General features: G+C 63.9%; 28 protein-coding genes and 1 pseudogene. 26 read left to right on the forward strand and 3 right to left on the reverse strand.

Annotation, left to right across the window (positions count from 1 at the left end; genetic code table 11):
- Positions 1–3: 3 nt before the first annotated feature.
- The 5 genes and pseudogenes from AC1DNF_RS13475 (at position 4) to AC1DNF_RS13495 (ending at position 4740) form a co-directional block, all read left to right on the forward strand.
- Positions 4–1044: a branched-chain amino acid ABC transporter permease gene (locus AC1DNF_RS13475; protein ID WP_478149107.1), complete on the forward strand. Its 1041-nt coding sequence runs from the start codon at positions 4–6 to the stop codon at positions 1042–1044.
- Positions 1041–2801, forward strand: coding sequence for a branched-chain amino acid ABC transporter ATP-binding protein/permease (locus AC1DNF_RS13480; RefSeq protein WP_478149108.1), 1761 nt, complete (start codon positions 1041–1043; stop codon positions 2799–2801). The genes AC1DNF_RS13475 and AC1DNF_RS13480 overlap by 4 nt, the downstream gene beginning before the upstream one ends.
- A 26-nt stretch (positions 2802–2827) precedes the next feature.
- A pseudogene (locus AC1DNF_RS13485) lies at positions 2828–3316 on the forward strand (ABC transporter ATP-binding protein); the annotation flags it as partial.
- A gap of 19 nt (positions 3317–3335) precedes the next feature.
- Positions 3336–3536, forward strand: a complete 201-nt coding sequence (locus AC1DNF_RS13490) for a hypothetical protein (RefSeq protein WP_478149143.1) — start codon at positions 3336–3338, stop codon at positions 3534–3536.
- A gap of 58 nt (positions 3537–3594) precedes the next feature.
- On the forward strand, positions 3595–4740 hold the full coding sequence (locus tag AC1DNF_RS13495) for an ABC transporter substrate-binding protein (protein WP_478149109.1): 1146 nt from the start codon (positions 3595–3597) through the stop codon (positions 4738–4740).
- A gap of 8 nt (positions 4741–4748) precedes the next feature.
- Here AC1DNF_RS13495 and AC1DNF_RS13500 read toward each other — a convergent pair whose 3' ends face one another.
- Positions 4749–5639 (reverse strand): LysR family transcriptional regulator, encoded by an 891-nt coding sequence (locus tag AC1DNF_RS13500; protein WP_478149110.1) that lies wholly within the window; start codon positions 5637–5639, stop codon positions 4749–4751.
- A 108-nt stretch (positions 5640–5747) separates the two neighbouring features.
- On the opposite strand from AC1DNF_RS13500, the gene AC1DNF_RS13505 reads away from it, so the two are divergent.
- From AC1DNF_RS13505 to ubiA, 5 genes are all read left to right on the forward strand, one after another.
- Positions 5748–6821: an aromatic ring-hydroxylating dioxygenase subunit alpha gene (locus AC1DNF_RS13505; RefSeq protein WP_478149111.1), complete on the forward strand. Its 1074-nt coding sequence runs from the start codon at positions 5748–5750 to the stop codon at positions 6819–6821.
- A gap of 159 nt (positions 6822–6980) precedes the next feature.
- The gene (locus tag AC1DNF_RS13510; RefSeq protein WP_478149112.1) at positions 6981–7847 is read left to right on the forward strand and encodes a PDR/VanB family oxidoreductase; all 867 of its coding nucleotides are present in this window, start codon (positions 6981–6983) and stop codon (positions 7845–7847) included.
- Between the two features lie 173 nt (positions 7848–8020).
- Positions 8021–8986: a LysR substrate-binding domain-containing protein gene (locus AC1DNF_RS13515; protein WP_478149113.1), complete on the forward strand. Its 966-nt coding sequence runs from the start codon at positions 8021–8023 to the stop codon at positions 8984–8986.
- A gap of 131 nt (positions 8987–9117) precedes the next feature.
- A complete protein-coding gene (locus AC1DNF_RS13520; protein ID WP_478149114.1) occupies positions 9118–9711 on the forward strand; it encodes a Dps family protein in 594 nt (197 codons plus the stop codon).
- Between the two features lie 73 nt (positions 9712–9784).
- The gene (gene ubiA, locus AC1DNF_RS13525; RefSeq protein ID WP_478149140.1) at positions 9785–10624 is read left to right on the forward strand and encodes a 4-hydroxybenzoate octaprenyltransferase; all 840 of its coding nucleotides are present in this window, start codon (positions 9785–9787) and stop codon (positions 10622–10624) included.
- A 19-nt stretch (positions 10625–10643) separates the two neighbouring features.
- Here the strand turns inward: ubiA and proC are convergent, their stop codons facing one another.
- Positions 10644–11501 (reverse strand): pyrroline-5-carboxylate reductase, encoded by an 858-nt coding sequence (proC, locus tag AC1DNF_RS13530; RefSeq protein WP_478149115.1) that lies wholly within the window; start codon positions 11499–11501, stop codon positions 10644–10646.
- Between the two features lie 3 nt (positions 11502–11504).
- Entirely contained in the window at positions 11505–12653 is a 1149-nt protein-coding gene (locus tag AC1DNF_RS13535; RefSeq protein ID WP_478149116.1) for an esterase-like activity of phytase family protein, read from the reverse strand.
- Between the two features lie 221 nt (positions 12654–12874).
- On the opposite strand from AC1DNF_RS13535, the gene rplN reads away from it, so the two are divergent.
- From rplN to rpsD, 16 genes are all read left to right on the forward strand, one after another.
- Positions 12875–13243: a 50S ribosomal protein L14 gene (rplN, locus tag AC1DNF_RS13540; protein WP_093105273.1), complete on the forward strand. Its 369-nt coding sequence runs from the start codon at positions 12875–12877 to the stop codon at positions 13241–13243.
- 12 nt (positions 13244–13255) lie between these two features.
- A complete protein-coding gene (gene rplX, locus AC1DNF_RS13545) occupies positions 13256–13573 on the forward strand; it encodes a 50S ribosomal protein L24 (protein ID WP_478149117.1) in 318 nt (105 codons plus the stop codon).
- An 11-nt stretch (positions 13574–13584) separates the two neighbouring features.
- Positions 13585–14124, forward strand: coding sequence for a 50S ribosomal protein L5 (gene rplE / locus AC1DNF_RS13550; protein WP_068674580.1), 540 nt, complete (start codon positions 13585–13587; stop codon positions 14122–14124).
- An 8-nt stretch (positions 14125–14132) separates the two neighbouring features.
- The gene (gene rpsN, locus AC1DNF_RS13555; RefSeq protein WP_478149118.1) at positions 14133–14438 is read left to right on the forward strand and encodes a 30S ribosomal protein S14; all 306 of its coding nucleotides are present in this window, start codon (positions 14133–14135) and stop codon (positions 14436–14438) included.
- Between the two features lie 20 nt (positions 14439–14458).
- Complete coding sequence (rpsH, locus tag AC1DNF_RS13560) at positions 14459–14854, forward strand: 30S ribosomal protein S8 (RefSeq protein ID WP_478149119.1); 396 nt, start codon at positions 14459–14461, stop codon at positions 14852–14854.
- 24 nt (positions 14855–14878) lie between these two features.
- Positions 14879–15412 carry a 50S ribosomal protein L6 gene (gene rplF / locus AC1DNF_RS13565; RefSeq protein WP_478149120.1) on the forward strand — a complete coding sequence of 178 codons (534 nt, stop codon included), beginning with the start codon at positions 14879–14881 and terminating at the stop codon, positions 15410–15412.
- Positions 15413–15426: 14 nt separating this feature from the next.
- Positions 15427–15792 carry a 50S ribosomal protein L18 gene (gene rplR / locus AC1DNF_RS13570; RefSeq protein ID WP_478149141.1) on the forward strand — a complete coding sequence of 122 codons (366 nt, stop codon included), beginning with the start codon at positions 15427–15429 and terminating at the stop codon, positions 15790–15792.
- An 18-nt stretch (positions 15793–15810) separates the two neighbouring features.
- Positions 15811–16329 carry a 30S ribosomal protein S5 gene (gene rpsE, locus AC1DNF_RS13575; protein ID WP_028250822.1) on the forward strand — a complete coding sequence of 173 codons (519 nt, stop codon included), beginning with the start codon at positions 15811–15813 and terminating at the stop codon, positions 16327–16329.
- A 14-nt stretch (positions 16330–16343) separates the two neighbouring features.
- Positions 16344–16529 (forward strand): 50S ribosomal protein L30, encoded by a 186-nt coding sequence (gene rpmD, locus AC1DNF_RS13580; protein ID WP_009124818.1) that lies wholly within the window; start codon positions 16344–16346, stop codon positions 16527–16529.
- A gap of 11 nt (positions 16530–16540) precedes the next feature.
- Complete coding sequence (rplO, locus tag AC1DNF_RS13585) at positions 16541–16972, forward strand: 50S ribosomal protein L15 (protein ID WP_478149121.1); 432 nt, start codon at positions 16541–16543, stop codon at positions 16970–16972.
- 21 nt (positions 16973–16993) lie between these two features.
- Positions 16994–18304: a preprotein translocase subunit SecY gene (gene secY, locus AC1DNF_RS13590; RefSeq protein WP_478149122.1), complete on the forward strand. Its 1311-nt coding sequence runs from the start codon at positions 16994–16996 to the stop codon at positions 18302–18304.
- A 9-nt stretch (positions 18305–18313) separates the two neighbouring features.
- The gene (infA, locus tag AC1DNF_RS13595) at positions 18314–18532 is read left to right on the forward strand and encodes a translation initiation factor IF-1 (protein WP_478149123.1); all 219 of its coding nucleotides are present in this window, start codon (positions 18314–18316) and stop codon (positions 18530–18532) included.
- Between the two features lie 32 nt (positions 18533–18564).
- Positions 18565–18678, forward strand: a complete 114-nt coding sequence (gene rpmJ, locus AC1DNF_RS13600; protein WP_478149124.1) for a 50S ribosomal protein L36 — start codon at positions 18565–18567, stop codon at positions 18676–18678.
- A 24-nt stretch (positions 18679–18702) separates the two neighbouring features.
- A complete protein-coding gene (rpsM, locus tag AC1DNF_RS13605; protein ID WP_019653977.1) occupies positions 18703–19068 on the forward strand; it encodes a 30S ribosomal protein S13 in 366 nt (121 codons plus the stop codon).
- Between the two features lie 12 nt (positions 19069–19080).
- Positions 19081–19485: a 30S ribosomal protein S11 gene (rpsK, locus tag AC1DNF_RS13610; RefSeq protein WP_009124825.1), complete on the forward strand. Its 405-nt coding sequence runs from the start codon at positions 19081–19083 to the stop codon at positions 19483–19485.
- Positions 19486–19615: 130 nt separating this feature from the next.
- A complete protein-coding gene (gene rpsD / locus AC1DNF_RS13615) occupies positions 19616–20239 on the forward strand; it encodes a 30S ribosomal protein S4 (protein WP_478149125.1) in 624 nt (207 codons plus the stop codon).
- Positions 20240–20295: the final 56 nt, after the last annotated feature.

Genomic DNA, 20295 nt, shown 5'->3' on the forward strand with positions numbered 1-20295 from the left:
TCCATGGATCTCTCCATCGCCGGCATCCTGCTGCTGGACGGCACCAGCAACGGGGCCATCTACGCACTCCTTGCGCTGGCCATCGTGCTTGTGTTCTCGGTCACTCGCGTGATCCTGGTGCCGCAGGGCGAGTTCGCCACCTATGGCGCCTTGACGCTCGCCATGCTCCAGCTCGGCCGGGTACCGGGCACGGTCTACCTGCTGCTGGTCTTGTCGCTCGCGGTGGCCGCGCTCGATGGCGTCGAGGCGCTGCGCCAGCGGCGCGGCGCGGGCCGCGTGCTCGCTGCCTTCCTCAAGCCGCTCGCGGTGTCGCTGCCGGTGGTGCTGCTTGCCCTGTGGGGCGCGTCCAGGCAGATGCCGCTGATGCTGCAGAGCCTTTTGACGCTGGCCATCGTCACCCCTCTGGGCCCGTTGCTCTATCGAGTCGCCTACGAGAAGCTGGCGGATGCCAGCGTGCTTGTGCTGCTGATCGTGTCGGTCGGCATTCATTTCGCGATGACAGGGCTCGGCCTGGCCTTCTTCGGCGCCGAGGGCTTCCGCAGCCCGAGCTTCTGGGACACAGATTTCGCTATCGGCGCGGTGCTGCTGTCGGGGCAAGCCGTGGTCATCTTCCTGGTCTCGGTCGCGCTCATGCTCTCGCTGTGGCTCTTCTTCGATCACTCGCTGCGCGGCAAGGCGCTGCGCGCGACGGCCGTCAACCGCCTGGGCGCGCGCCTGATGGGTATTTCGACGGCCGCCGCGGGCCGGCTCGGCTTCGCGCTGGCCGCCTTCATCGGCGCATTGGCCGGCCTGCTGATCGCGCCGACCACCACCATGGCCTATGACACGGGCTTTCTGATCGGCCTGAAGGGCTTCGTGGCCGCCATCTTCGGTGGCCTCGCGAGCTATCCGGCGGCCGCCCTCGGTGCGATCTTCGTCGGACTGCTCGAGTCGTTCGGCTCGTTCTGGGCCAGTTCGTTCAAGGAAGTGATCGTCTTCACGCTGATCCTGCCGGTGCTGCTGTGGCGCAGCTTCAAGCACGGCCCCGACGAGGACGAAGAATGAGCTTGCGCCGCATCTCCCTCGCCGCCCTGGTGATCGTGCTGGTGTTGCTGCCGCAGTTGCCCGTGCCCGAGTTCTGGATCACGCAGGCCAACTACATCGGCCTCTACGCGCTGGTGTGCATCGGCCTCGTGTTGCTGACCGGAGTCGCCGGGCTGATCTCGTTCGGGCAGTCGGCCTTCGTCGGACTCGGGGCCTACACCGCCGCGTACCTGGCGCTGAACTATGGGATGTCGCCGTGGCTCACGCTCGCGGCGGGGCTGGCGGTGACTGCCGTCGGCGCACTGGTTCTCGGCTGCGTCACGCTGCGCATGTCGGGCCACTATCTGCCGCTCGCCACCATCGCCTGGTGCCTGAGCCTCTACTACCTGCTCGGCAACCTGGACGCGCTGGGCAAGTTCGACGGTATTACCGGCGTGCCCTCGATCAGCCTTCTTGGCTTTGCGCTGGACAATCGGCGGCACTTCTTCTATCTGATCTGGGTCCTCGTCGTCGGCGCCGCGCTCCTGACGACACACCTGCTCGACTCGCGCGTGGGCCGTGCGCTGCGCGCGGTGCGCAACGGGACGACCATGGCCGAGGCCATGGGCGTCGACACCTTCCGCGTGAAGGTGATGGCCTTCGTGCTGGCGGCGCTGCTGGCGAGCATCTCGGGCTGGTTGTTCGCCTATTTCCAGCACACCGTGAATCCGTCGCCCTTCGGACTCAACATGGGCATCGAGTACCTCTTCATGGTCGTGGTCGGCGGCGTGGGCCATGTATGGGGCGCGCTGCTCGGCGCTGGCGTGGTGAAGATCCTCGAGGACCAGCTGCAGCAGTGGATGCCGCGTCTGCTCGGGGTGACCAACAATTACGAGCTGGTGTTGTTCGGCGCATTGTTGGTGGTGGCACTGCGTTATGCGCGGGATGGTCTGTGGGCCGCGATCGCGCTGCGGCTGCCGCGCCTGCAGCGTCGGCGCGACTGGGCGGATGCGGCGCGTCTGCCCGCGCGCGCCAGACCGGGCCGCGGCGAGGTGGTACTCGATGCGCGCGAGGTGCGCAAGCAGTTCGGGGGGCTGGTGGCCGTCAACGGCGTGAGCCTGCAGGTGCGCGCCGGGGAGATCGTCGGGCTGATCGGGCCCAATGGCGCGGGCAAGTCGACCACCTTCAACCTGCTGACGGGTGTGCTGCGGCTCACGGCCGGCGAGATCAGCCTGTGCGGCGAACCGATCCACGGCAAGCCCTCGCGCGAGATCGCCCGCCGCGGCGTGGCGCGCACCTTCCAGCACGTGAAGATGCTGCCCGCGATGACGGTGCTCGAGAACGTGGCGCTCGGTGCCCACATGCGCGGCAAGGCCGGCGCGCTCGGCGCGATGCTGAGGCTGGACCGCGCGGAGGAGCGCCGGCTGTTCCGCGAAGCCGAGACCCAGCTGCGCCGCATCGGCATCGTCGACTGCATGCACGAGCAGGCCGGAAATCTCGCGATGGGCACGCAGCGCCTGATGGAGATCGCTCGCGCCCTGTGCGCCGACCCGATCCTGCTGCTGCTCGACGAGCCCGCCGCCGGTCTGCGCCACAAGGAGAAGCAGGCGTTGGCGGATGTGCTTCGGCAACTGCGCGGCGAGGGCCTGAGCATCCTGCTGGTCGAGCACGACATGGACCTGGTGATGGAGGTGAGCGACCGCATCGTGGTGATGGAATTCGGAACGCGCCTGACCGAGGGCACGCCCGCCGAAGTGCAGGCCGACCCCGCGGTCCGCGTCGCCTATCTGGGGGTTTGAGAATGAACGCCGATACGAACCGCGAGATGCTCCGCGTCAGTGACCTGCGCGCCGGCTACGGCCGCGCGGAGGTGCTGCATGGCCTGAGCCTGCGCGCCGACAGCGGCCAGGTCGTCACTGTCATCGGACCGAACGGCGCGGGCAAGTCGACGCTGCTGAAGGCCTTGATGGGCCTGGTGCCGATGCGGGGGGAGCTGCGCCAGCGTGGCGTTGTCATCGGCGAATTGCCGCTGGAGGAGCGCGTGGTGCGCGGCATTGCGCTGGTGCCCGAGACGCGCGCGCTGTTCGGCTCCATGCCGGTGGAGGACAACCTCCGCCTGGGCGCCTACCAACATCGCCATCGCGGCCGCGCCTCCATGGATGAGGCGCTGGCCGATGTGTATGAGCTCTTTCCCCGCCTCAAGCAGCGCCGTGCGCAGCTCGCCGGCACGCTCTCCGGCGGCGAGCGGCAGATGCTCGCGCTCGGCCGCGCGCTGATGTCCGGGCCGCAGTTGCTGATGCTCGACGAGCCGAGTCTCGGTCTCGGTGGCGGAGATGTTCCGGACCATCGACGCCCTGCGCGCCACCGGCGTGACGCTGCTGCTGGTCGAGCAGAACGCGCGCGCCGCGCTGGCGGCGGCCGACTACGGCTACGTGCTCGAGATGGGCGAGATCGTGCTCGAAGGGCCTGCCGCCGAGCTGGCCGGCGATCCGCGCGTGATCGAGACCTACCTCGGTGCCGTGAAGGCGCGCTGAGCAGTTCCGCGCAGTCAGAGATTTTCCCCCGCGTTTATTCCAAGAAGGAGACATCACCATGCAATCGATCCCCAAGCTGGCGGCCGTCGCGGCCGCGATGGCCCTCGCCCTGAGCGCACATGCCGACGTCAACATCGGCGTGATGGTCTCGACGACCGGCCCTGGCGCGACCCTGGGAATTCCGGAGAGCAATACCGTCAAGCTCTGGCCGACGGAGATCGCGGGCCAGAAGCTGGTCATCACGGTGCTCAACGACGAGTCGGACACCACGACGGCGGCCAAGAACGCCACCAAGCTGGTGTCCGAGAACAATGTCGACGTGATCGTCGGCCCCTCGCTGACACCCACCTCGCTTTCGGCGCTGGACATCGCCGGGCAGACGAAGACGCCCATGATCTCGCTGGCCGGCGGTGGCGCCATCATCGAGCCGCAGGACGGGTCGCGCCGCTGGGCCTTCCGCATGGCGCCGCCGGAATCGATCGCCGTCAACCTCGCGCTCGATCACATGGTGACGCAGGGGGTGAAGAAGGTCGGCGTGGTCGCCCTGGCCACGAGTTTCGGCGAGGGCTACACCAAGACGCTGGAGAAACTGGCGCCGGCCAAGGGTGTGCAGGTGGTGGCCGTCGAGCGCTACAACCAGACCGACACCTCTGTCACCTCGCAGACGCTGCGCCTGCTGGCGGCGCAGCCCGATGCCGTGTACGTCATGAGTTCGGGTACGCCTGGCGCGCTGCCGCCGATCGAGCTGTCCAAGCGGGGCTTCAAGGGTCCGGTCTACCAGACGCAGGGCGTGGCGAACGCCGACTTCCTGCGCGTGGGCGGCAAGGGTGTGGAAGGCGGCTACATGACGGTCGGGCCGGTGCTGGTCGCCGAGCAGCTGCCGGATTCATCGGTGCTGAAGAAGCCGGCGCTGGACTACGTCAAGCGCTACGAGGCCGCCCATGGCGCCGGCTCGCGTTCGCTCTTCGGGGCCTCCGCATGGACCGCTGTGGTGTGGCTCGAAGCCGCGGTGCCGCAGGCGCTCAAGAAGGCCAAGCCCGGCACGCCGGAGTTCCGCGCGGCGCTGCGCGATGCGCTCGAATCGATGAAGGACGTCGTCACGCCCGAGGCGGTCTTCAGCATGAGCCCCACCAACCACAACGGCTCCGACCCGCGTTCGCAGGTGCTGGTGCGAATCGTCAACGGCGCCTGGAAACTCGAATGACGGCCGCCTCAGATATTGATCCCGGCCTGCTGGCCGAGGGCGGCGAGGAACATCCGGACCTTGGCGGGCATGAGGCGGTTGGCCGGTAGCAGCGCATACACGCGCAACGGCGCGCAGGTGTAGTCAGTCAGCAGGCGGCGCAGCCGACCCGTACGCACCGCCTGCTCGCAGAAGGTGGCGGTGATGCGCGCGACGCCGAGGCCGGCCACCGCCGCCTGCAGCCGGACGTCGGCATTGCCGCTGTTGAGACGCGAGGTCGGCGTGGGCACGACCTCCACCGTGCCGTCGGCAGCGGTGAAGGTCCATTTGGTGTCGGCCGAGCCGCACAGCAGCGGCAGCGCGGAGAGATCCTGCGGCAGCGCGGGCTCGCCGAGCCGCTGCAGGAATTCGGGCGATGCGAACACGCCGCGCTCGAGAGTGAACATGCGCCGCTGCACCACGCTCGATGCCGGCAGCCCGCTGTCGAGCATCGCAAAGGCGATGTCGTAGCGATGCTCCATTGGATTGATCGCCTGGTGCTCGACATCGATGCGCACCTTCAATTGCGGATAGCGCGCCATCAGTCCGCAAGCAACCGGCCCCAGGTGATGCGCGCCGAATTCATAGGGCGCCGCGATGCGCAGCGTGCCGGCCACCACCTCGCCTTGCGCGAGCGCGTCGGTGCGGGCCTCGCGCAGGCCGGTGAACAGCGCGCCGATGCTTTGGTAGAGCGCCTCACCGGGCTCGGTGAGACGCACCTGGCGCGTGGTGCGCTCCAGCAGGCGCGTGCCCAGCTCCGTTTCCAGCCTGCCGACGGAGGCGCTTACCGTGGATTTAGGCCGGTCCATGGCGCGCGCCGCCGCCGAGAAGCCGCCGTGCTCGATGACGTGGCAGAACACGTCGTAGTCGTCCCAATTCATCGCGTCGATTGTCCAGGCAACCGAACAGTTTGTTCGGCTCCGGGTGATTTATCGCGAGCATGCCCATGGCTAAGCTGGGCCTTGGCTTTCATTACGAGGGGACACTCCATGACGACAGACGCCGATGACATCTTCCTGAAGAACTGCTGGTATGTGGCCGCCTGGGACCACGAACTGATCGATGGTGCCAAGCTCGCCCGGACCCTGCTCGAGAAGCCCGTGGTGATTTACAAGGGCGAGAGCGGCCAGGTGGTCGCGCTCGACGACCGCTGCTGCCACCGCGGCGCGCCGCTGTCGATGGGGCGCATCGAAGGCGACTGCATCCGCTGCATGTACCACGGCATGAAGTTCGAACCCTCGGGAAAGTGCGTCCAGATTCCGGGCCAGGACATCATTCCGCCGAAGCTGGGCGTGAAGAGTTACCCGGTCGTGGAGCGCGACCACCTCGTGTGGATCTGGATGGGCGACCCGGCGGAGGCGGACCCGGCACTGATCATCGACTACCCGCCGCTGCACGATCCGGGCTGGAGGGGCATGCCCGCATACATGCACTACGACGCCAACTGGTTGCTGATCGTCGACAACCTGAGTGACTTCGCGCACCTGGCCTTCGTGCACACCAAGACGCTGGGAGGTTCCGAGGAGTACGCCTACCAGACCAAGCCTCTGAACATCGAGCGCCTGCCTGATGGCTTTCGCGTCGAGCGCTGGCACATGAACAGCGATTCACCGCCATTCCATCAGAAAGTGATCCCCGACAAGAAGGCCAAGGTCGACCGCCGCAACATCGGCCACATGCACGTGCCGGGCATCTTTTTCCTGGAATCGATGTTCGCGCCGGCAGGTACGGGCGCGGAGAAGGGCAACATCGAAGGAGCGCGCCAGTACCGCAACTGCCAATTCATGACGCCCGAGACGCGCCGCACCACGCACTTCTTCTGGAACTATCTTCACAACTTCGAGCTGGAGGATCCCAACATCGCGCTCTCGCTGTGCAACAGCCTGCGAGAGGGCTTCATGGAAGACAAGGCCATCATCGAGGCGCAGCAGAAGTTGTTCGACAGGGATCCCGAGTTCAAGTTGCTGGCGATAGCAGCGGATGCGCCGCTCTCTCACTTCCGCTGGGCGCTCAGCCAGAGATTGCTGGAGGAACGCAAGCGCAGACTGCCGGTGGCGGCCTGATCCCTTCCGTGCCGCCGCGCTGACGGTGCGAACCCCTGTCCAAACCAAGTCAACCAGATGCCTTCCCTCCCAGACGGCCGCCAGGTCCTGCAGGTCACCGACGTTCAAGCCGAGGCGCGTGACGTCGTCCTGGTCGAACTCAGGGCCCCAGACGGCGCGATGCTCCCATCGTTCGAACCGGGCGCGCACCTCGAAGTAGAGCTCCCGAACGGAATGATTCGACACTATTCGCTGACCAACGATTCGCGCGAGCGAGATCGCTACGTGGTCGGCGTGGGGCGCGCAGCCAATGGTCGTGGCGGATCGGCATTCGTCCATCAATCTGTGCGGTGCGGCCTGAGGCTCACCACAAGCCAGCCGCGCAACAACTTCGCGCTCGACGCCACGGCGGAAAGCTATCTTTTTCTTGCCGGCGGAATCGGCGTCACACCCGTCATGTCGATGATCCGCTGGTGCGAAGCGCGGTCCCGTCCCTGGCGCCTGGTCTATGCGACGCGCAACTGCCAGCGCACCGCCTTCTACGAGGCCCTGCGCGAATATGGCTCGCGCGTGCACTTTCACTTCGACGATCAGGCCGGCGCCGTCCTGGACGTGCGCGAGTGGCTGGCGGGACTGTCCGGCGGGCAGCACGTCTACTGCTGTGGGCCCCAGGCTCTGATGCAGGCGGTGCGGTCTCATGCAGCGCACATTCCAGCGCGGAACGTGCACTTCGAGTATTTCGCCGCTCCCGGCGTGGCGGATGCGGCCGCTCCGGCGGGATCCGCATTCCGCGTCGAACTGCGGCGACGCGGTCTTTCGTTGTTGGTGCCGCCGGATCGAAGTGTCCTGGAGGCGCTGGAAGCGAACGGGGTGAAAGTGCCATTCTCCTGTCGCGAAGGTCTGTGCGGCACTTGCGAGACGGTTGTTTGCGAGGGCGAGGTCGAACACTGCGACTATGTGCTGTCGCAGGAGCAGCGAGCTGCAGGCAAGTCGATGATGGTCTGCGTGTCGCGCGCCAGGTCACCGGTTCTGGTGCTCGACCTGTAAGCGGACAAGGAGGGGAAGCCTCCCGGCGGATGAGGTCTGCGCAAGGCCGAAGCGGTGCGAGTTCGGCCCGTCGAGCGTTTGCTTTCGCTGTCGCGTTGTTCGGGTGCTTGCGATGGCGAGCTAACCGAGCCCGGGCACGGGTCATGGCGGCCTGCGCATAATTGACGAAAGCTATGACTCTCACCGAACTCAAGTACATCGTCGCGGTCGCGCGTGAGCGGCATTTCGGCAAGGCCGCCGAGGCCTGCTACGTGTCGCAGCCCACGCTGTCGGTTGCGATCAAGAAGCTGGAGGACGAACTCGAGGTCAAGCTCTTCGAGCGCAGCGCGGGCGAAGTCACGGTCACGCCGCTGGGCGAGCAGATCGTGCAGCAGGCGCAAAGCGTGCTCGACCAGGCCGCCAGCATCAAGGAAATCGCCAAGCGCGGGAAGGACCCGCTTTCGGGCCCACTCAACCTGGGTGTGATCTACACGATCGGCCCCTATCTGCTGCCTGATCTGGTGCGCCAGAACATCACGCGCACGCCGCAGATGCCGCTGATGCTGCAGGAGAACTTCACCGTCAAGCTCCTCGAGATGCTGCGTGCCGGCGAGATCGACTGCGCAATCATGGCGGAGCCCTTCCCCGACACCGGTCTGGCGGTGGCCGCTCTCTACGACGAACCCTTCATGGCGGCCCTGCCGGTGCACCATCCGCTGGCGGAGCGCGAATCCGTGACCTCCGAGGAACTCAAGAAGGAAACCATGCTGCTGCTCGGCACCGGGCACTGCTTTCGCGACCACGTGCTCGAGGTATGTCCGGAGTTCGCGCGTTTTTCCAGCAACGCCGAGGGCATCCGCAAGACCTTCGAAGGCTCCTCGCTCGAGACCATCAAGCACATGGTGGCGTCGGGCATGGGGGTGACGCTGGTGCCGCGCCTTTCGGTGCCCGCCGACGCGCTCAAGCCGCGCGGCAAGGGCCGCAAGGAGCCCGAGCAGATCGTGCGCTACCTGCCCGTGCGCGACCCGCACGGCGGGGAGCCGCCCATGCGCCGGGTCGTGCTGGCCTGGCGCCGCAGCTTCACCCGCTACGAGGCGATCGCCGCGCTGCGCAACGCCATCTATGCCTGCGAGTTGCCGGGCGTGAAGCGCCTTTCATAGCCATCTTCGACATCGATCGGTGAATCGATCGCGCGTCAAGGGCAATGGCTGCGATAGAGTCCGGCTGTTGCGACGCCTGCTGCTGACTCCTAGAGTGCAGGCCCACCAACCTCGAGAAAGATCCACACGCCATGGCCAAAGCAGTGAAGAAGCCGAAATCGTCTCTCAATCCCGCGCCGTCCGGCCCCGTTGGGAAGGTGCCGAAGAAGGGCGCGGCCCTGGTCGCGCAGGAGTCCGGCAGCCGCAACGCGCCGATCATCAACATCGGCATCGACCGCCAGGATCGCGCCGCGATCGCCGAAGGCCTGAGCCGCGTGCTGGCCGACACCTACACGCTCTACCTCACCACGCACAATTTCCATTGGAACGTGACGGGGCCGCACTTCAATTCCCTGCATGCGATGTTCATGACCCAGTACACCGAACTGTGGGGTTCGACGGATGTCCTTGCCGAGCGCATTCGAGCCCTGGGCCACTATGCGCCGGGCTCGTATGCCGAGTTCAGCAAGATCGCGACCGTGCCCGATGTGCCTCAGAGCCCGCCCAAGGCGATGGAGATGGTCCGCATCCTCGTCAAGGGCCATGAGACCGTCTCGCGCATCGCGCGCGAATTCATTCCCGTTGCAGAAGAGGCCGGCGACGACCCGACCGCCGACATGCTGACCGCGCGCTGCGCGGTGCATGACCAGACGGCCTGGATGCTGCGTTCCCTCCTTGAAGACTGATCCCCTCACCGGGCCACTCGGCGCGCCCGCTCCGCCCGCTCCCGCTCCCGCGCCGCGCCGCGGGCGTCTGGCGTTGTACCTCGACCTGATTCGCTGGAACCGGCCGGCGGGTTGGCTGCTGCTGCTTTGGCCGACGCTGGGCGCCTTGTGGTTCGCCGCCGGGGGGTGGCCGGGGTGGCGCCTGCTCGTCGTGTTCGTGCTCGGCACCTTTCTCATGCGCAGCGCCGGCTGCTGTGTCAACGACGTGGCCGATCGAGAGTTCGACCGTCACGTCAAGCGGACCGCCCAGCGGCCCGTCACCAGCGGCGCCCTTTCGGTCCCGGAGGCGCTTTCGGTGGGGGCCGTCCTGGCGCTGGCTGCCTTCGGACTGGTGCTGACGACCAATCGCATCACGGTGCAGTGGTCTTTCGCGGCCCTTGCGATCACGCTGGCCTATCCGTTCGCCAAGCGCTTTGTCTCGATTCCCCAGGCGGTGCTCGGCATCGCATTCAGCTTCGGCATTCCCATGGCATTCGCCGCAGTGACAGGCAGCGTGCCCGCGCTCGCCTGGTGGCTGCTGGCGGGCAATCTCTTCTGGGTGCTGGCCTACGACACCGAATACGCCATGGTCGACCGTGACGACGACCTCAAGATCGGCATGAAGACCTCGGCCATCACCTTCGGCCGACTCGACGTCGCGATCGTGATGGCAAGCTACGCGATCTTTCTGGCGGTCTGGGGCGCGGCCGGCGCCGGCAGGTCGGTCGGAGCGGCTTTCTTCCTGGGCATCGCCGCGGCAGCGGCGCAGGCGCTGTGGCATTGGCGGCTCATCCGCGACCGCTCGCGCGAGGGCTGCTTCAGGGCCTTCCGCCTCAATCACTGGCTTGGCTTTTCCGTGTTCGCCGGGGTCGTGGCCGGCTACGCACTGCGGTGACGCCCTGCGCCCCGGAGCCTCATCCGCGGCCGAATTCCTGTGCAAGTTCGCCGGCGCGCTGGTGCGCGGCACGAATCGCGGCCTTGAACTTCGACTTGATGCCGGCGCTCTCCATGGCGGTAATGGCTGCGTAGGTCGTGCCTCCCTTGGAGGTGACGCGTTCGCGCAGCACGGCGGGAGAATCCGTCGCGTTGCTCGCCAAGGCCGAGGCGCCGGTGAAGGTTCCCACTGCGAGACGGTGCGCCTGCTCGGGCGACAGTCCCAGTTCGACCCCGGCCTCCGTCATGGCCTCGATGAAATAGAAGACGTAGGCCGGGCCCGAGCCCGAAACCGCCGTGACCGCGTCAAGCGCGTCTTCCGTGTCGAGCCACAGCAGATCGCCCGTGGCCGCCAGTACCTGCTCGACGAGCTTGCGGCCGGCGCTGTCGACGGCCTCGCGCGCAAACAGCCCGGTCATGCCCTGCCCGACGAGCGCCGGTGTGTTGGGCATCGCGCGGACGACCCGTTCCGTTCCGAGCCAACGGGCGATGCTCGTGGACGGGATGCCGGCCGCGACACTCAGATGCAGGGCTGCGGCCGCGAATGCGCGCACCGGCTGCGCCGCCTGTGCGAAGGTCTGCGGCTTGACCGCCCAGACCACGACCTCGCAACGTCCGAGCGCGGGCCCGGCTTCGGCCTGGGCGGTGATGCCGAAATCGTGCACGAGCCGGTCGCGCGCCTCTGGAAAAGGCTCGACCACTTCGAACGTCTCCGCAGGGACGCCTTGCTTGATGAGTCCACCGATGATGGCGCTGGCCATGTTCCCGCCGCCGATGAATCCAATCGGCGGCAAGGGGGCCTGTTCTCGGCGGGGCAGGAAGGTAACGGCGATGTTCATGGCTTATCTGGTGTATTCGAATGCTGCGAACTGCGTGATCTGCAACGGGTTGAAATTGTCGTCGCTCACCACGACCAGCAGGCGGTTGCCGTTCGGAAGGTCAGGGCCCCAGCACATGCCTTCGCTATTGTCGAGGCGCGAAAGCCCGAGCGTGGCGAAGTCGGCGACCAGCTTCTTGGGTGCTGCCTTGTAGTTGCCCGGCGCGAGAGCGTCGACCTCCAGAGTGTCGCTTCCGGCGCGGGTGTCGATCTCGAAAAGCCGCAGCGAGTTGCCTGCGCCGGTGGCGTATGCGCGTTCAAGCACCAACATCCGGTCGTCGTCGATCATCAGGACCTCGCTGATGCCATTGTCGGCATGGGTGCCCGGCAGCAAGGGACGCCTCGGGATCGCGTCGGGCACGTAAGCGATCTGGCGGCTGGCCCGGCCGCTGGCGATCTCGATCTGCGTGAATCTACAGGGGCCGCCCGGGGCCGTGAATGTGGGAATGGGGCCATCCTGAATCAGCGCGTTCTCCATGGCGAGCCAGGCGTGGCGCGCGTCGGGTGTCAGGGCGAGACCTTCAAGACCGAGATTGTCCCGGGTGCCGTGTCGAAGGCCGGCGTCGGGCTGGAACATGGACGGGAGCGAGATTTCGCGAATCAACGTGCCGTCGCGTCCGGACTCATAGAGTGCGGGGCCGAAGCCGCGGGCTTCGTCGCCCTCGCTGGTCCATAGGAGCGTGCCTGTGTCCGGTCGGCGACGAATCGCTTCGGGATCGGGGACCGGGACGCCGGCCCGCGCGCGCGGGCGGCCCGGCCAGGTTGTGCCATCGAGCTGCCTGAGGGGGACGACATCGACGGGCTGCGGCGTCCCGCCGCCGTCGGAAGCCGACCATCGCATGGCGTAGAAACGGGCAGGACCGAGGTCCGATCGATCATCGCTGAGAAGCAGGTACTCACCTTTTCCTTCGTCGTAGTCAATACCGGAGAGCCCGCCCACGATCGTTCCCCGAAAATCAAGACGATGGGGGAGCCGAGCCTCGGCGATGAGCCGCAGGCGCTGCGAGCCTGCTGTGGCGCGAGGTGTACTCTTGCACCCGGCGAAGCCGCCGGCCAGCGCTGCCGTGGCGAGCAGCAGGCTGCGGCGAGTCAGGAAAAGGGGTGAGGGTCGCACGCCGGCAGTCTATATGGCGCATGTCTCGTTGAGCGTTGCGCAACGGGAGTTGTTGACAGCCTGAATTACCCGTGTCAGAATCGCAGGCTTCGCTTCAAAAGGCGAAAGCTTCTGCCCAGCGGAAGCGCACCGAAGTGGTTTTGGTGCGTGGACGACGGGCCCAAGACTGACCGCAAAGCTGCCGAAAGGTGGTGATCGGTACAAGTTGGGAATATCACGAAATGATCCAAACTGAATCCCGGCTCGATGTGGCCGACAACACCGGCGCGAAATCCGTCCTGTGTATCAAGGTGCTCGGCGGCTCCAAGCGGCGTTATGCCAGCGTGGGCGACGTCATCAAGGTCAGCATCAAGGAAGCCGCTCCGCGGGGTCGCGTCAAAAAAGGCGAGATCTACAGTGCCGTGGTGGTTCGCACCGCCAAGGGCATCCGTCGCAGCGACGGCTCGCTCGTCAAGTTCGATGGCAACGCCGCCGTGTTGCTCAACGCCAAGCTGGAGCCCATCGGCACTCGCATCTTCGGACCGGTCACGCGCGAGCTGCGCACCGAGAAGTTCATGAAGATCGTGTCCCTGGCCCCTGAAGTTCTGTAAGGACGACAACTCATGAACAAGATTCGCAAAGGCGACCAGGTCATCGTGTTGGCCGGGCGCGACAAGGGCAAGCGCGGCACGGTGTCGCTTCGCAAGGACGATTCGCACCTGATCGTCGACGGTATCAACATCGTCAAGAAGCACGCCAAGCCGAACCCGCTCAAGGGCACGACCGGTGGCATCGTTGAGAAGACGATGCCGATTCACCAATCCAACGTGGCGATCTTCAATGCCGCGACCGGCAAGGCCGATCGCGTGGGCATCAAGATCACGGACGGCAAGCGCGTGCGCGTCTTCAAGTCCAGCGGCGAAGAAATCAAGATCGCCTAAGGAGTACTCACATGGCACGTCTCCAACAACACTACCGCGAAAAGATCGCGAAAGACCTGACCGAGAAGTTCGGCTACAAGTCGCCGATGCAGGTTCCGCGCCTCACCAAGATCACGCTCAACATGGGCGTGGGTGAAGCGGTTGCCGACAAGAAGGTCCTCGACAACGCTGTTGCCGACCTGACCAAGATTGCCGGACAGAAGCCTGTCGTCACCAAGTCGAAGAAGGCCATCGCGGGCTTCAAGATCCGTGAGAACCAGCCGATCGGCTGCATGGTCACGCTGCGCGGTGTGCAGATGTATGAGTTTCTGGATCGTTTCGTGACGGTGGCGCTGCCGCGTGTTCGTGACTTTCGCGGTATCTCTGGTCGCGCGTTCGATGGTCGTGGCAACTACAACATCGGCGTGAAAGAACAGATCATTTTCCCCGAGATCGAGTACGACAAGGTTGATGCCCTGCGCGGTCTCAATATCAGCATCACGACGACGGCCAAGACCGACGAAGAAGCCAAGGCGCTTCTCGCTGGCTTCCGTTTCCCGTTCAAGAACTGAGGTGACGTGTGGCTAAAGCATCTTTGATCCAGCGCGAACTCAAGCGCGACAACTTGGTCGCCAAGTACGCCGCGAAGCACGCGGAACTGAAGGCGATTGCGAACGACGCGAAGAAGAGCGACGAAGAGCGCGCGGCGGCCCGATTGGGCCTGCAGAAGCTCCCGCGCAACGCCAATCCGACGCGTCAGCGCAATCGTTGCGCCATCACGGGTCGTCCTCGTGGCACCTTCCGTCAATTCGGTCTGGCTCGCGCCAAGATCCGCGAGCTGGCATTCAATGGCGACATCCCCGGTGTCACCAAGGCCAGCTGGTAAGCCAGGCAGGAGCAAACAATATGAGCATGAGTGATCCCATTGCCGACCTGCTGACGCGTATCCGTAACGCGCAGATGGTGGCGAAGCCCACTGTGTCCGTCCCTTCTTCCAAGGTGAAGATTGCGATCGCGCAGGTGCTGAAGGACGAGGGCTACATCGACGGCTTCAAGGTCAAGACCGAAGCCGGCAAGAGTGAGCTCGAAATTGCGCTGAAGTACTACGCTGGCCGTCCGGTCATCGAGCGTATCGAGCGCGTGAGCCGCCCTGGCCTGCGTGTCTACAAAGGCAGTGCGGCCATTCCCCAGGTCCAGAACGGCCTCGGCGTCGCGATCGTCACGACTCCGCAAGGCGTGATGACCGACCGCAAGGCGCGCGCTACCGGTGTCGGTGGCGAAGTCCTTTGCTACGTCGCCTAACCGAGACATCGAGGAGAAACTGAAATGTCCCGAGTAGGAAAAATGCCCGTTGCCATCCCCGCAGGCGTGGATGTGTCGATCAAGGATGACCAGATCAGCGTCAAGGGCGCTGGCGGCACGCTTGCCCTGCAGCGCAATGTGCTGGTGACCATCGTCAACAAGGATGGCAAGCTGAACTTCGAGCCGGCCAACGAATCGCGTGAAGCCAATGCAATGAGCGGCACGATTCGCCAACTGGTGAACAACATGGTGGTCGGCGTGACCAAGGGCTTCGAAAAGAAGCTCAACCTGGTCGGCGTCGGTTACAAGGCTCAGGCGCAAGGTGCCAAGCTGAATCTGCAGGTGGGTTACTCGCATCCGGTCAACATCGATATGCCGCAAGGCATCACGGTTGCGACGCCGACCCCCACCGAAATCTTGATCAAGGGTGCCGACCGCCAACGCGTCGGCCAAGTGGCCGCTGAGATCCGCGCTGTTCGTCCGCCTGAGCCCTACAAGGGCAAGGGCATCCGTTATTCGGACGAGAAGATCGTGATCAAAGAGACCAAGAAGAAATAAGGGGCAGCAAAATGATGTTGACCAAAAAAGCACAGCGTCTTCGCCGCTCGCGCCAGACCCGCATCCGCATTGCGACGCAAGGCGTGGCGCGGCTCACGGTGAATCGCACCAACCTGCACATCTACGCCACCGTCATCTCCGACGATGGTTCCAAGGTGATCGCTACTGCATCGACGGTCGAGGCCGAAATGCGTACCTCCTTGGGTGGTTCCGGCAAGGGCGGAACCGCTGCTGCGGCGACTGCCGTCGGCAAGCGCATCGCTGAGAAGGCAAAGGCGGCTGGCATCGAGAAGGTTGCTTTCGATCGCGCGGGTTTTGCGTACCACGGCCGCGTCAAGGCGCTGGCCGACGCCGCTCGCGAAGCTGGCTTGCAGTTCTAACCGGACACGAGATTCAAAATGGCAAAGATTCAGGCAAGAACGCAGAACGAAGGCCCCGAAGACGGTCTGCGCGAGAAGATGATCGCGATCAACCGTGTCACCAAGGTGGTGAAGGGTGGTCGTATCCTCGGCTTCGCTGCACTCACCGTTGTGGGTGATGGCGATGGCCGTGTCGGGATGGGCAAGGGCAAGTCGAAAGAAGTGCCGGCGGCCGTACAGAAGGCGATGGAGGAAGCTCGCCGCAATCTGGCAAAGATCTCCATCAAGAATGGCACGTTGCACCATCGCGTGACGGGTCACCATGGCGCGGCTTCCGTCGTCATGATTCCGGCCCCGAAGGGTACCGGCATCATTGCTGGCGGTCCGATGCGCGCCGTGTTCGAAGTCATGGGCATCACCGACATCGTGGCGAAGAGCCATGGATCCTCGAATCCCTACAACATGGTTCGCGCGACGCTGGACGGATTGAAGAATTCGACGACCGCATCCGAAGTGGCTGCCAAGCGCGGTCTGACAGTCGAAGAACTCTTCGCCTAACAGGAAGCATCGACATGACGACGCAACAGCAAACACTCAAAGTGCAATTGGTCAAAAGTCCGATTGGCACGAAGGAATCGCATCGCGCCACTGTGCGTGGCCTGGGTCTGCGCAAGCTCAACAGCGTGAGTGAACTGCAGGACACGCCCGCGGTGCGCGGCATGATCAACAAGATCAGCTATCTGGTCAAAGTGCTCTAAGAGAGACGCATATGGAACTGAATGGCATCAAGCCGGCCGATGGCGCCAAGCACTACAAGCGCCGTGTCGGCCGTGGTATTGGCTCCGGCCTGGGCAAGACCGCAGGTCGCGGTCACAAGGGACAGAAGTCGCGAGCTGGCGGCTTTCATAAGGTTGGCTTCGAAGGCGGACAGATGCCGCTGCAGCGCCGCCTGCCGAAGCGTGGCTTCAAGTCGCATCTGCTCAAGTACAACGCCGAAGTAACCCTGACGTCGCTGGAAAAGCTCGGCTTGGCTGAAGTGGATGTGTTGGCACTCAAGCAGGCTGGCCTGGTCGGTCAGATTGCGAAGGTTGTCAAGGTGGTCAAGACGGGTGAGCTGACCAAGGCCGTCAAGTTGACTGGCATTGGTGCGACAGCTGGTGCCAAGGCTGCAATCGAAGCAGCCGGCGGCAGCGTCGCCTGATCGGACTGAAAGAAGTTCTTCGTGGCAACCAACGCGGCAACGCTCGCAAAGACAGGCAAGTTCGGTGACCTGCGTCGCCGGCTCGTCTTCTTGCTGCTGGCGCTCGTGGTCTATCGCATCGGAGCTCATATTCCGGTGCCGGGTATCAATCCGGACCAATTGGCTCAGCTGTTCCAAGGCCAACAGGGCGGGATTCTGAGTCTGTTCAACATGTTCTCGGGCGGCGCGCTCTCGCGCTTCACCGTGTTCGCGCTGGGCATCATGCCGTACATCTCGGCGTCGATCATCATGCAGCTGATGACCTACGTCCTGCCTACCTTCGAACAGTTGAAGAAGGAAGGCGAGTCCGGCCGGCGGAAGATCACGCAGTACACGCGCTACGGCGCGCTGGCTCTTGCCTTGTTCCAGTCATTCAGCATCGCGGTCGCGCTGGAGTCATCGGCAGGCCTCGTCGTCTCGCCTGGCTTCGGTTTCCGCATCACTGCGATGGTCAGCCTGACGGCAGGCTCGATGTTCCTGATGTGGCTTGGCGAGCAGATCACCGAGCGTGGTCTCGGCAACGGGATCTCGATCCTGATCTTCGCGGGCATTGCTGCCGGGCTGCCCAATGCGATCGGCGGATTGCTGGAGTTGGTGCGAACTGGCGCAATGAACGTGCTCGTCGCGTTGTTTGTGATCGCTGTGGTGATCCTGGTGACCTACTTCGTGGTCTTCGTCGAGCGAGGTCAGCGCAAGATACTGGTGAACTACGCTCGGCGTCAGGTGGGCAACAAGGTCTATGGCGGCCAGTCGTCGCACCTGCCGCTGAAGCTGAACATGGCAGGCGTGATCCCTCCGATCTTCGCATCGTCGATCATCCTGTTGCCAACGACGGTTGTAGGCTGGTTCAGCACCGGCGAGAGCATGCGCTGGGTCAAGGACATTGCAAGCGCGCTGACTCCTGGGCAACCGATCTACGTGCTGCTCTATGCCACTGCGATCGTGTTCTTCTGCTTCTTCTACACGGCACTCGTATTCAATAGCCGCGAGACGGCCGACAATCTGAAGAAGAGCGGCGCGTTCATCCCGGGCATCCGGCCGGGTGATCAGACTGCGCGGTATATCGACAAGATCCTGGTTCGTCTGACGCTGGCTGGCGCGGTGTACATCACCTTCGTATGCTTGTTGCCCGAGTTCCTGATCCTGAAGTACAACGTGCCGTTCTATTTTGGTGGAACCTCCCTGTTGATCATCGTGGTTGTCACGATGGACTTCATGGCCCAGGTACAGAACTACATGATGTCTCAGCAGTATGAATCGCTGCTAAAGAAAGCAAATTTCAAGACATCCTAGGCAATTGAGATGTCGAAGGACGATGTCATCCAGGTGCAGGGCGAGGTTCTCGAGAATTTGCCGAATGCGACCTTCCGGGTGAAACTGGAAAATGGACACATAGTGCTGGGACATATTTCCGGAAAGATGCGGATGCATTACATCCGCATCCTTCCAGGTGACAGGGTCACCGTTGAGTTGACGCCCTATGACTTGAGCCGGGCGCGTATTGTGTTTCGGGCGAAATGAGTCGCCGGGTTGAACAGTTTTAGGAGAATGAAATGAGAGTTTCGGCTTCGGTTAAAGCCATTTGCCGCAATTGCAAGATCATCCGCCGCAAGGGTGTGGTGCGTGTGATCTGTACTGACCCGCGCCACAAGCAGCGCCAGGGTTGATTGAAAGAGTATTAGAGGACGCACATGGCACGTATTGCTGGCATCAACATTCCGCCGCACAAGCACGCTGAAATTGGCCTGACCGCCATTTTCGGAATCGGTCGCACACGCGCCCGCAAAATCTGCGAAGCGAGCGGCATCGAGTATTCGAAGAAGATCAAGGATCTGACGGACGCCGATCTCGAGAAGATCCGCGACCAGATCGCTCTCTTCACCATCGAAGGTGACTTGCGTCGCGAAACGACGATGAACATCAAGCGCTTGATGGACATCGGTTGCTACCGCGGCTTCCGCCACCGTCGCGGCCTGCCGATGCGCGGTCAGCGCACGCGCACCAATGCACGCACCCGCAAGGGTCCGCGCAAGGCCGCGCAGTCCCTGAAGAAATAAGGATAGACCAGCATGGCTAAAGCTCCTGCCAACAACGCGGCACAACGCGTTCGCAAGAAGGTTCGCAAGAACGTTGCGGACGGCATTGCACACGTGCACGCTTCGTTCAATAACACGATCATCACGATCACCGATCGCCAAGGCAATGCTTTGTCGTGGGCGTCTTCGGGTGGTCAGGGTTTCAAGGGCTCGCGCAAGTCGACGCCCTTCGCTGCCCAGGTTGCCTCCGAAGTTGCCGGCCGCGCTGCGGTCGAGCAAGGCATCAAGAATCTCGACGTCGAGATCAAGGGCCCAGGCCCCGGTCGCGAATCGTCTGTGCGCGCGCTGGCCGCGCTCGGCATCCGGATCAATTCCATTGCCGACGTGACGCCGGTTCCGCACAACGGCTGCCGTCCGCAAAAACGCCGTCGCATCTGAGCGTTCGACGTTCTGCGCAGCTTGCTTCGGAGCGGCTGCGCGTTTGCTTTTTTCAACAAGCCCACCGCTGTCGGCACGCCGCTGACAGCTCCCGCAGGCAACTGCGGTAGATGACACAAAGGAAGATCAAGTGGCACGCTATCTCGGCCCCAAGGCCAAACTTTCTCGCCGCGAAGGCACCGACCTGTTCTTGAAGAGCGCCCGTCGTTCGATTCAGGACAAGTCCAAATTCGATTCCAAGCCCGGTCAACATGGCCGCACTTCCGGTCAGCGTACGTCCGACTTCGGTCTTCAGCTGCGCGAAAAGCAGAAGGTCAAGCGCATGTACGGTGTGCTGGAGAAGCAGTTTCGGCGCTACTTCGAGGAAGCTGACCGTCGTCGCGGCAATACGGGCGCCAATCTGCTGTTCATCCTCGAAGCACGCCTGGACAACGTGGTCTATCGCATGGGCTTCGGCTCGACCCGCGCAGAGGCACGTCAACTGGTGTCGCACAAGGCGATCACGGTGAACGGTCAGTCGGTCAACATTCCGTCGTACCTGGTCAAGACCGGCGACGTGATCGCCGTGCGCGACAAGTCGAAGAAGCAGACCCGCATTGCCGAGGCGCTTCAGTTGGCTCAACAGGTCGGTATTCCGGCTTGGGTCGAAGTGAATGCCGACAAGGCCGAAGGTACCTTCAAGAAGGTCCCCGATCGCGACGAATTCGCGGCCGACATCAACGAATCGTTGATCGTCGAGCTGTATTCGCGTTGATTTTCCTGCCCTCACCTCCAGGTGTGGGCGGATGTTTTTGTTCACGTTCCTGCCTC

The sequence above is a fragment of the Variovorax sp. 01T432 genome, assembly GCF_056398605.1.

Coding starts and splice junctions, on each gene's coding strand:
- rplE (WP_068674580.1), top strand. CDS start 13,585: ATGGCACGTCTCCAACAACACTACCGCGAAAAGATCGCGAAAGACCTG.
- infA (WP_478149123.1), top strand. CDS start 18,314: ATGTCGAAGGACGATGTCATCCAGGTGCAGGGCGAGGTTCTCGAGAAT.
- rplN (WP_093105273.1), top strand. CDS start 12,875: ATGATCCAAACTGAATCCCGGCTCGATGTGGCCGACAACACCGGCGCG.
- rpsH (WP_478149119.1), top strand. CDS start 14,459: ATGAGCATGAGTGATCCCATTGCCGACCTGCTGACGCGTATCCGTAAC.
- AC1DNF_RS13490 (WP_478149143.1), top strand. CDS start 3,336: ATGTTCCGGACCATCGACGCCCTGCGCGCCACCGGCGTGACGCTGCTG.
- rpmJ (WP_478149124.1), top strand. CDS start 18,565: ATGAGAGTTTCGGCTTCGGTTAAAGCCATTTGCCGCAATTGCAAGATC.
- AC1DNF_RS13510 (WP_478149112.1), top strand. CDS start 6,981: ATGCTCCCATCGTTCGAACCGGGCGCGCACCTCGAAGTAGAGCTCCCG.
- AC1DNF_RS13495 (WP_478149109.1), top strand. CDS start 3,595: ATGCAATCGATCCCCAAGCTGGCGGCCGTCGCGGCCGCGATGGCCCTC.
- AC1DNF_RS13515 (WP_478149113.1), top strand. CDS start 8,021: ATGACTCTCACCGAACTCAAGTACATCGTCGCGGTCGCGCGTGAGCGG.
- AC1DNF_RS13480 (WP_478149108.1), top strand. CDS start 1,041: ATGAGCTTGCGCCGCATCTCCCTCGCCGCCCTGGTGATCGTGCTGGTG.
- rplF (WP_478149120.1), top strand. CDS start 14,879: ATGTCCCGAGTAGGAAAAATGCCCGTTGCCATCCCCGCAGGCGTGGAT.
- AC1DNF_RS13505 (WP_478149111.1), top strand. CDS start 5,748: ATGACGACAGACGCCGATGACATCTTCCTGAAGAACTGCTGGTATGTG.
- rplO (WP_478149121.1), top strand. CDS start 16,541: ATGGAACTGAATGGCATCAAGCCGGCCGATGGCGCCAAGCACTACAAG.
- AC1DNF_RS13520 (WP_478149114.1), top strand. CDS start 9,118: ATGGCCAAAGCAGTGAAGAAGCCGAAATCGTCTCTCAATCCCGCGCCG.
- rpsE (WP_028250822.1), top strand. CDS start 15,811: ATGGCAAAGATTCAGGCAAGAACGCAGAACGAAGGCCCCGAAGACGGT.
- rpsM (WP_019653977.1), top strand. CDS start 18,703: ATGGCACGTATTGCTGGCATCAACATTCCGCCGCACAAGCACGCTGAA.
- rpsK (WP_009124825.1), top strand. CDS start 19,081: ATGGCTAAAGCTCCTGCCAACAACGCGGCACAACGCGTTCGCAAGAAG.
- rpmD (WP_009124818.1), top strand. CDS start 16,344: ATGACGACGCAACAGCAAACACTCAAAGTGCAATTGGTCAAAAGTCCG.
- AC1DNF_RS13475 (WP_478149107.1), top strand. CDS start 4: ATGGATCTCTCCATCGCCGGCATCCTGCTGCTGGACGGCACCAGCAAC.
- AC1DNF_RS13500 (WP_478149110.1), bottom strand. CDS start 5,639: ATGAATTGGGACGACTACGACGTGTTCTGCCACGTCATCGAGCACGGC.
- rplX (WP_478149117.1), top strand. CDS start 13,256: ATGAACAAGATTCGCAAAGGCGACCAGGTCATCGTGTTGGCCGGGCGC.
- proC (WP_478149115.1), bottom strand. CDS start 11,501: ATGAACATCGCCGTTACCTTCCTGCCCCGCCGAGAACAGGCCCCCTTG.
- rplR (WP_478149141.1), top strand. CDS start 15,427: ATGTTGACCAAAAAAGCACAGCGTCTTCGCCGCTCGCGCCAGACCCGC.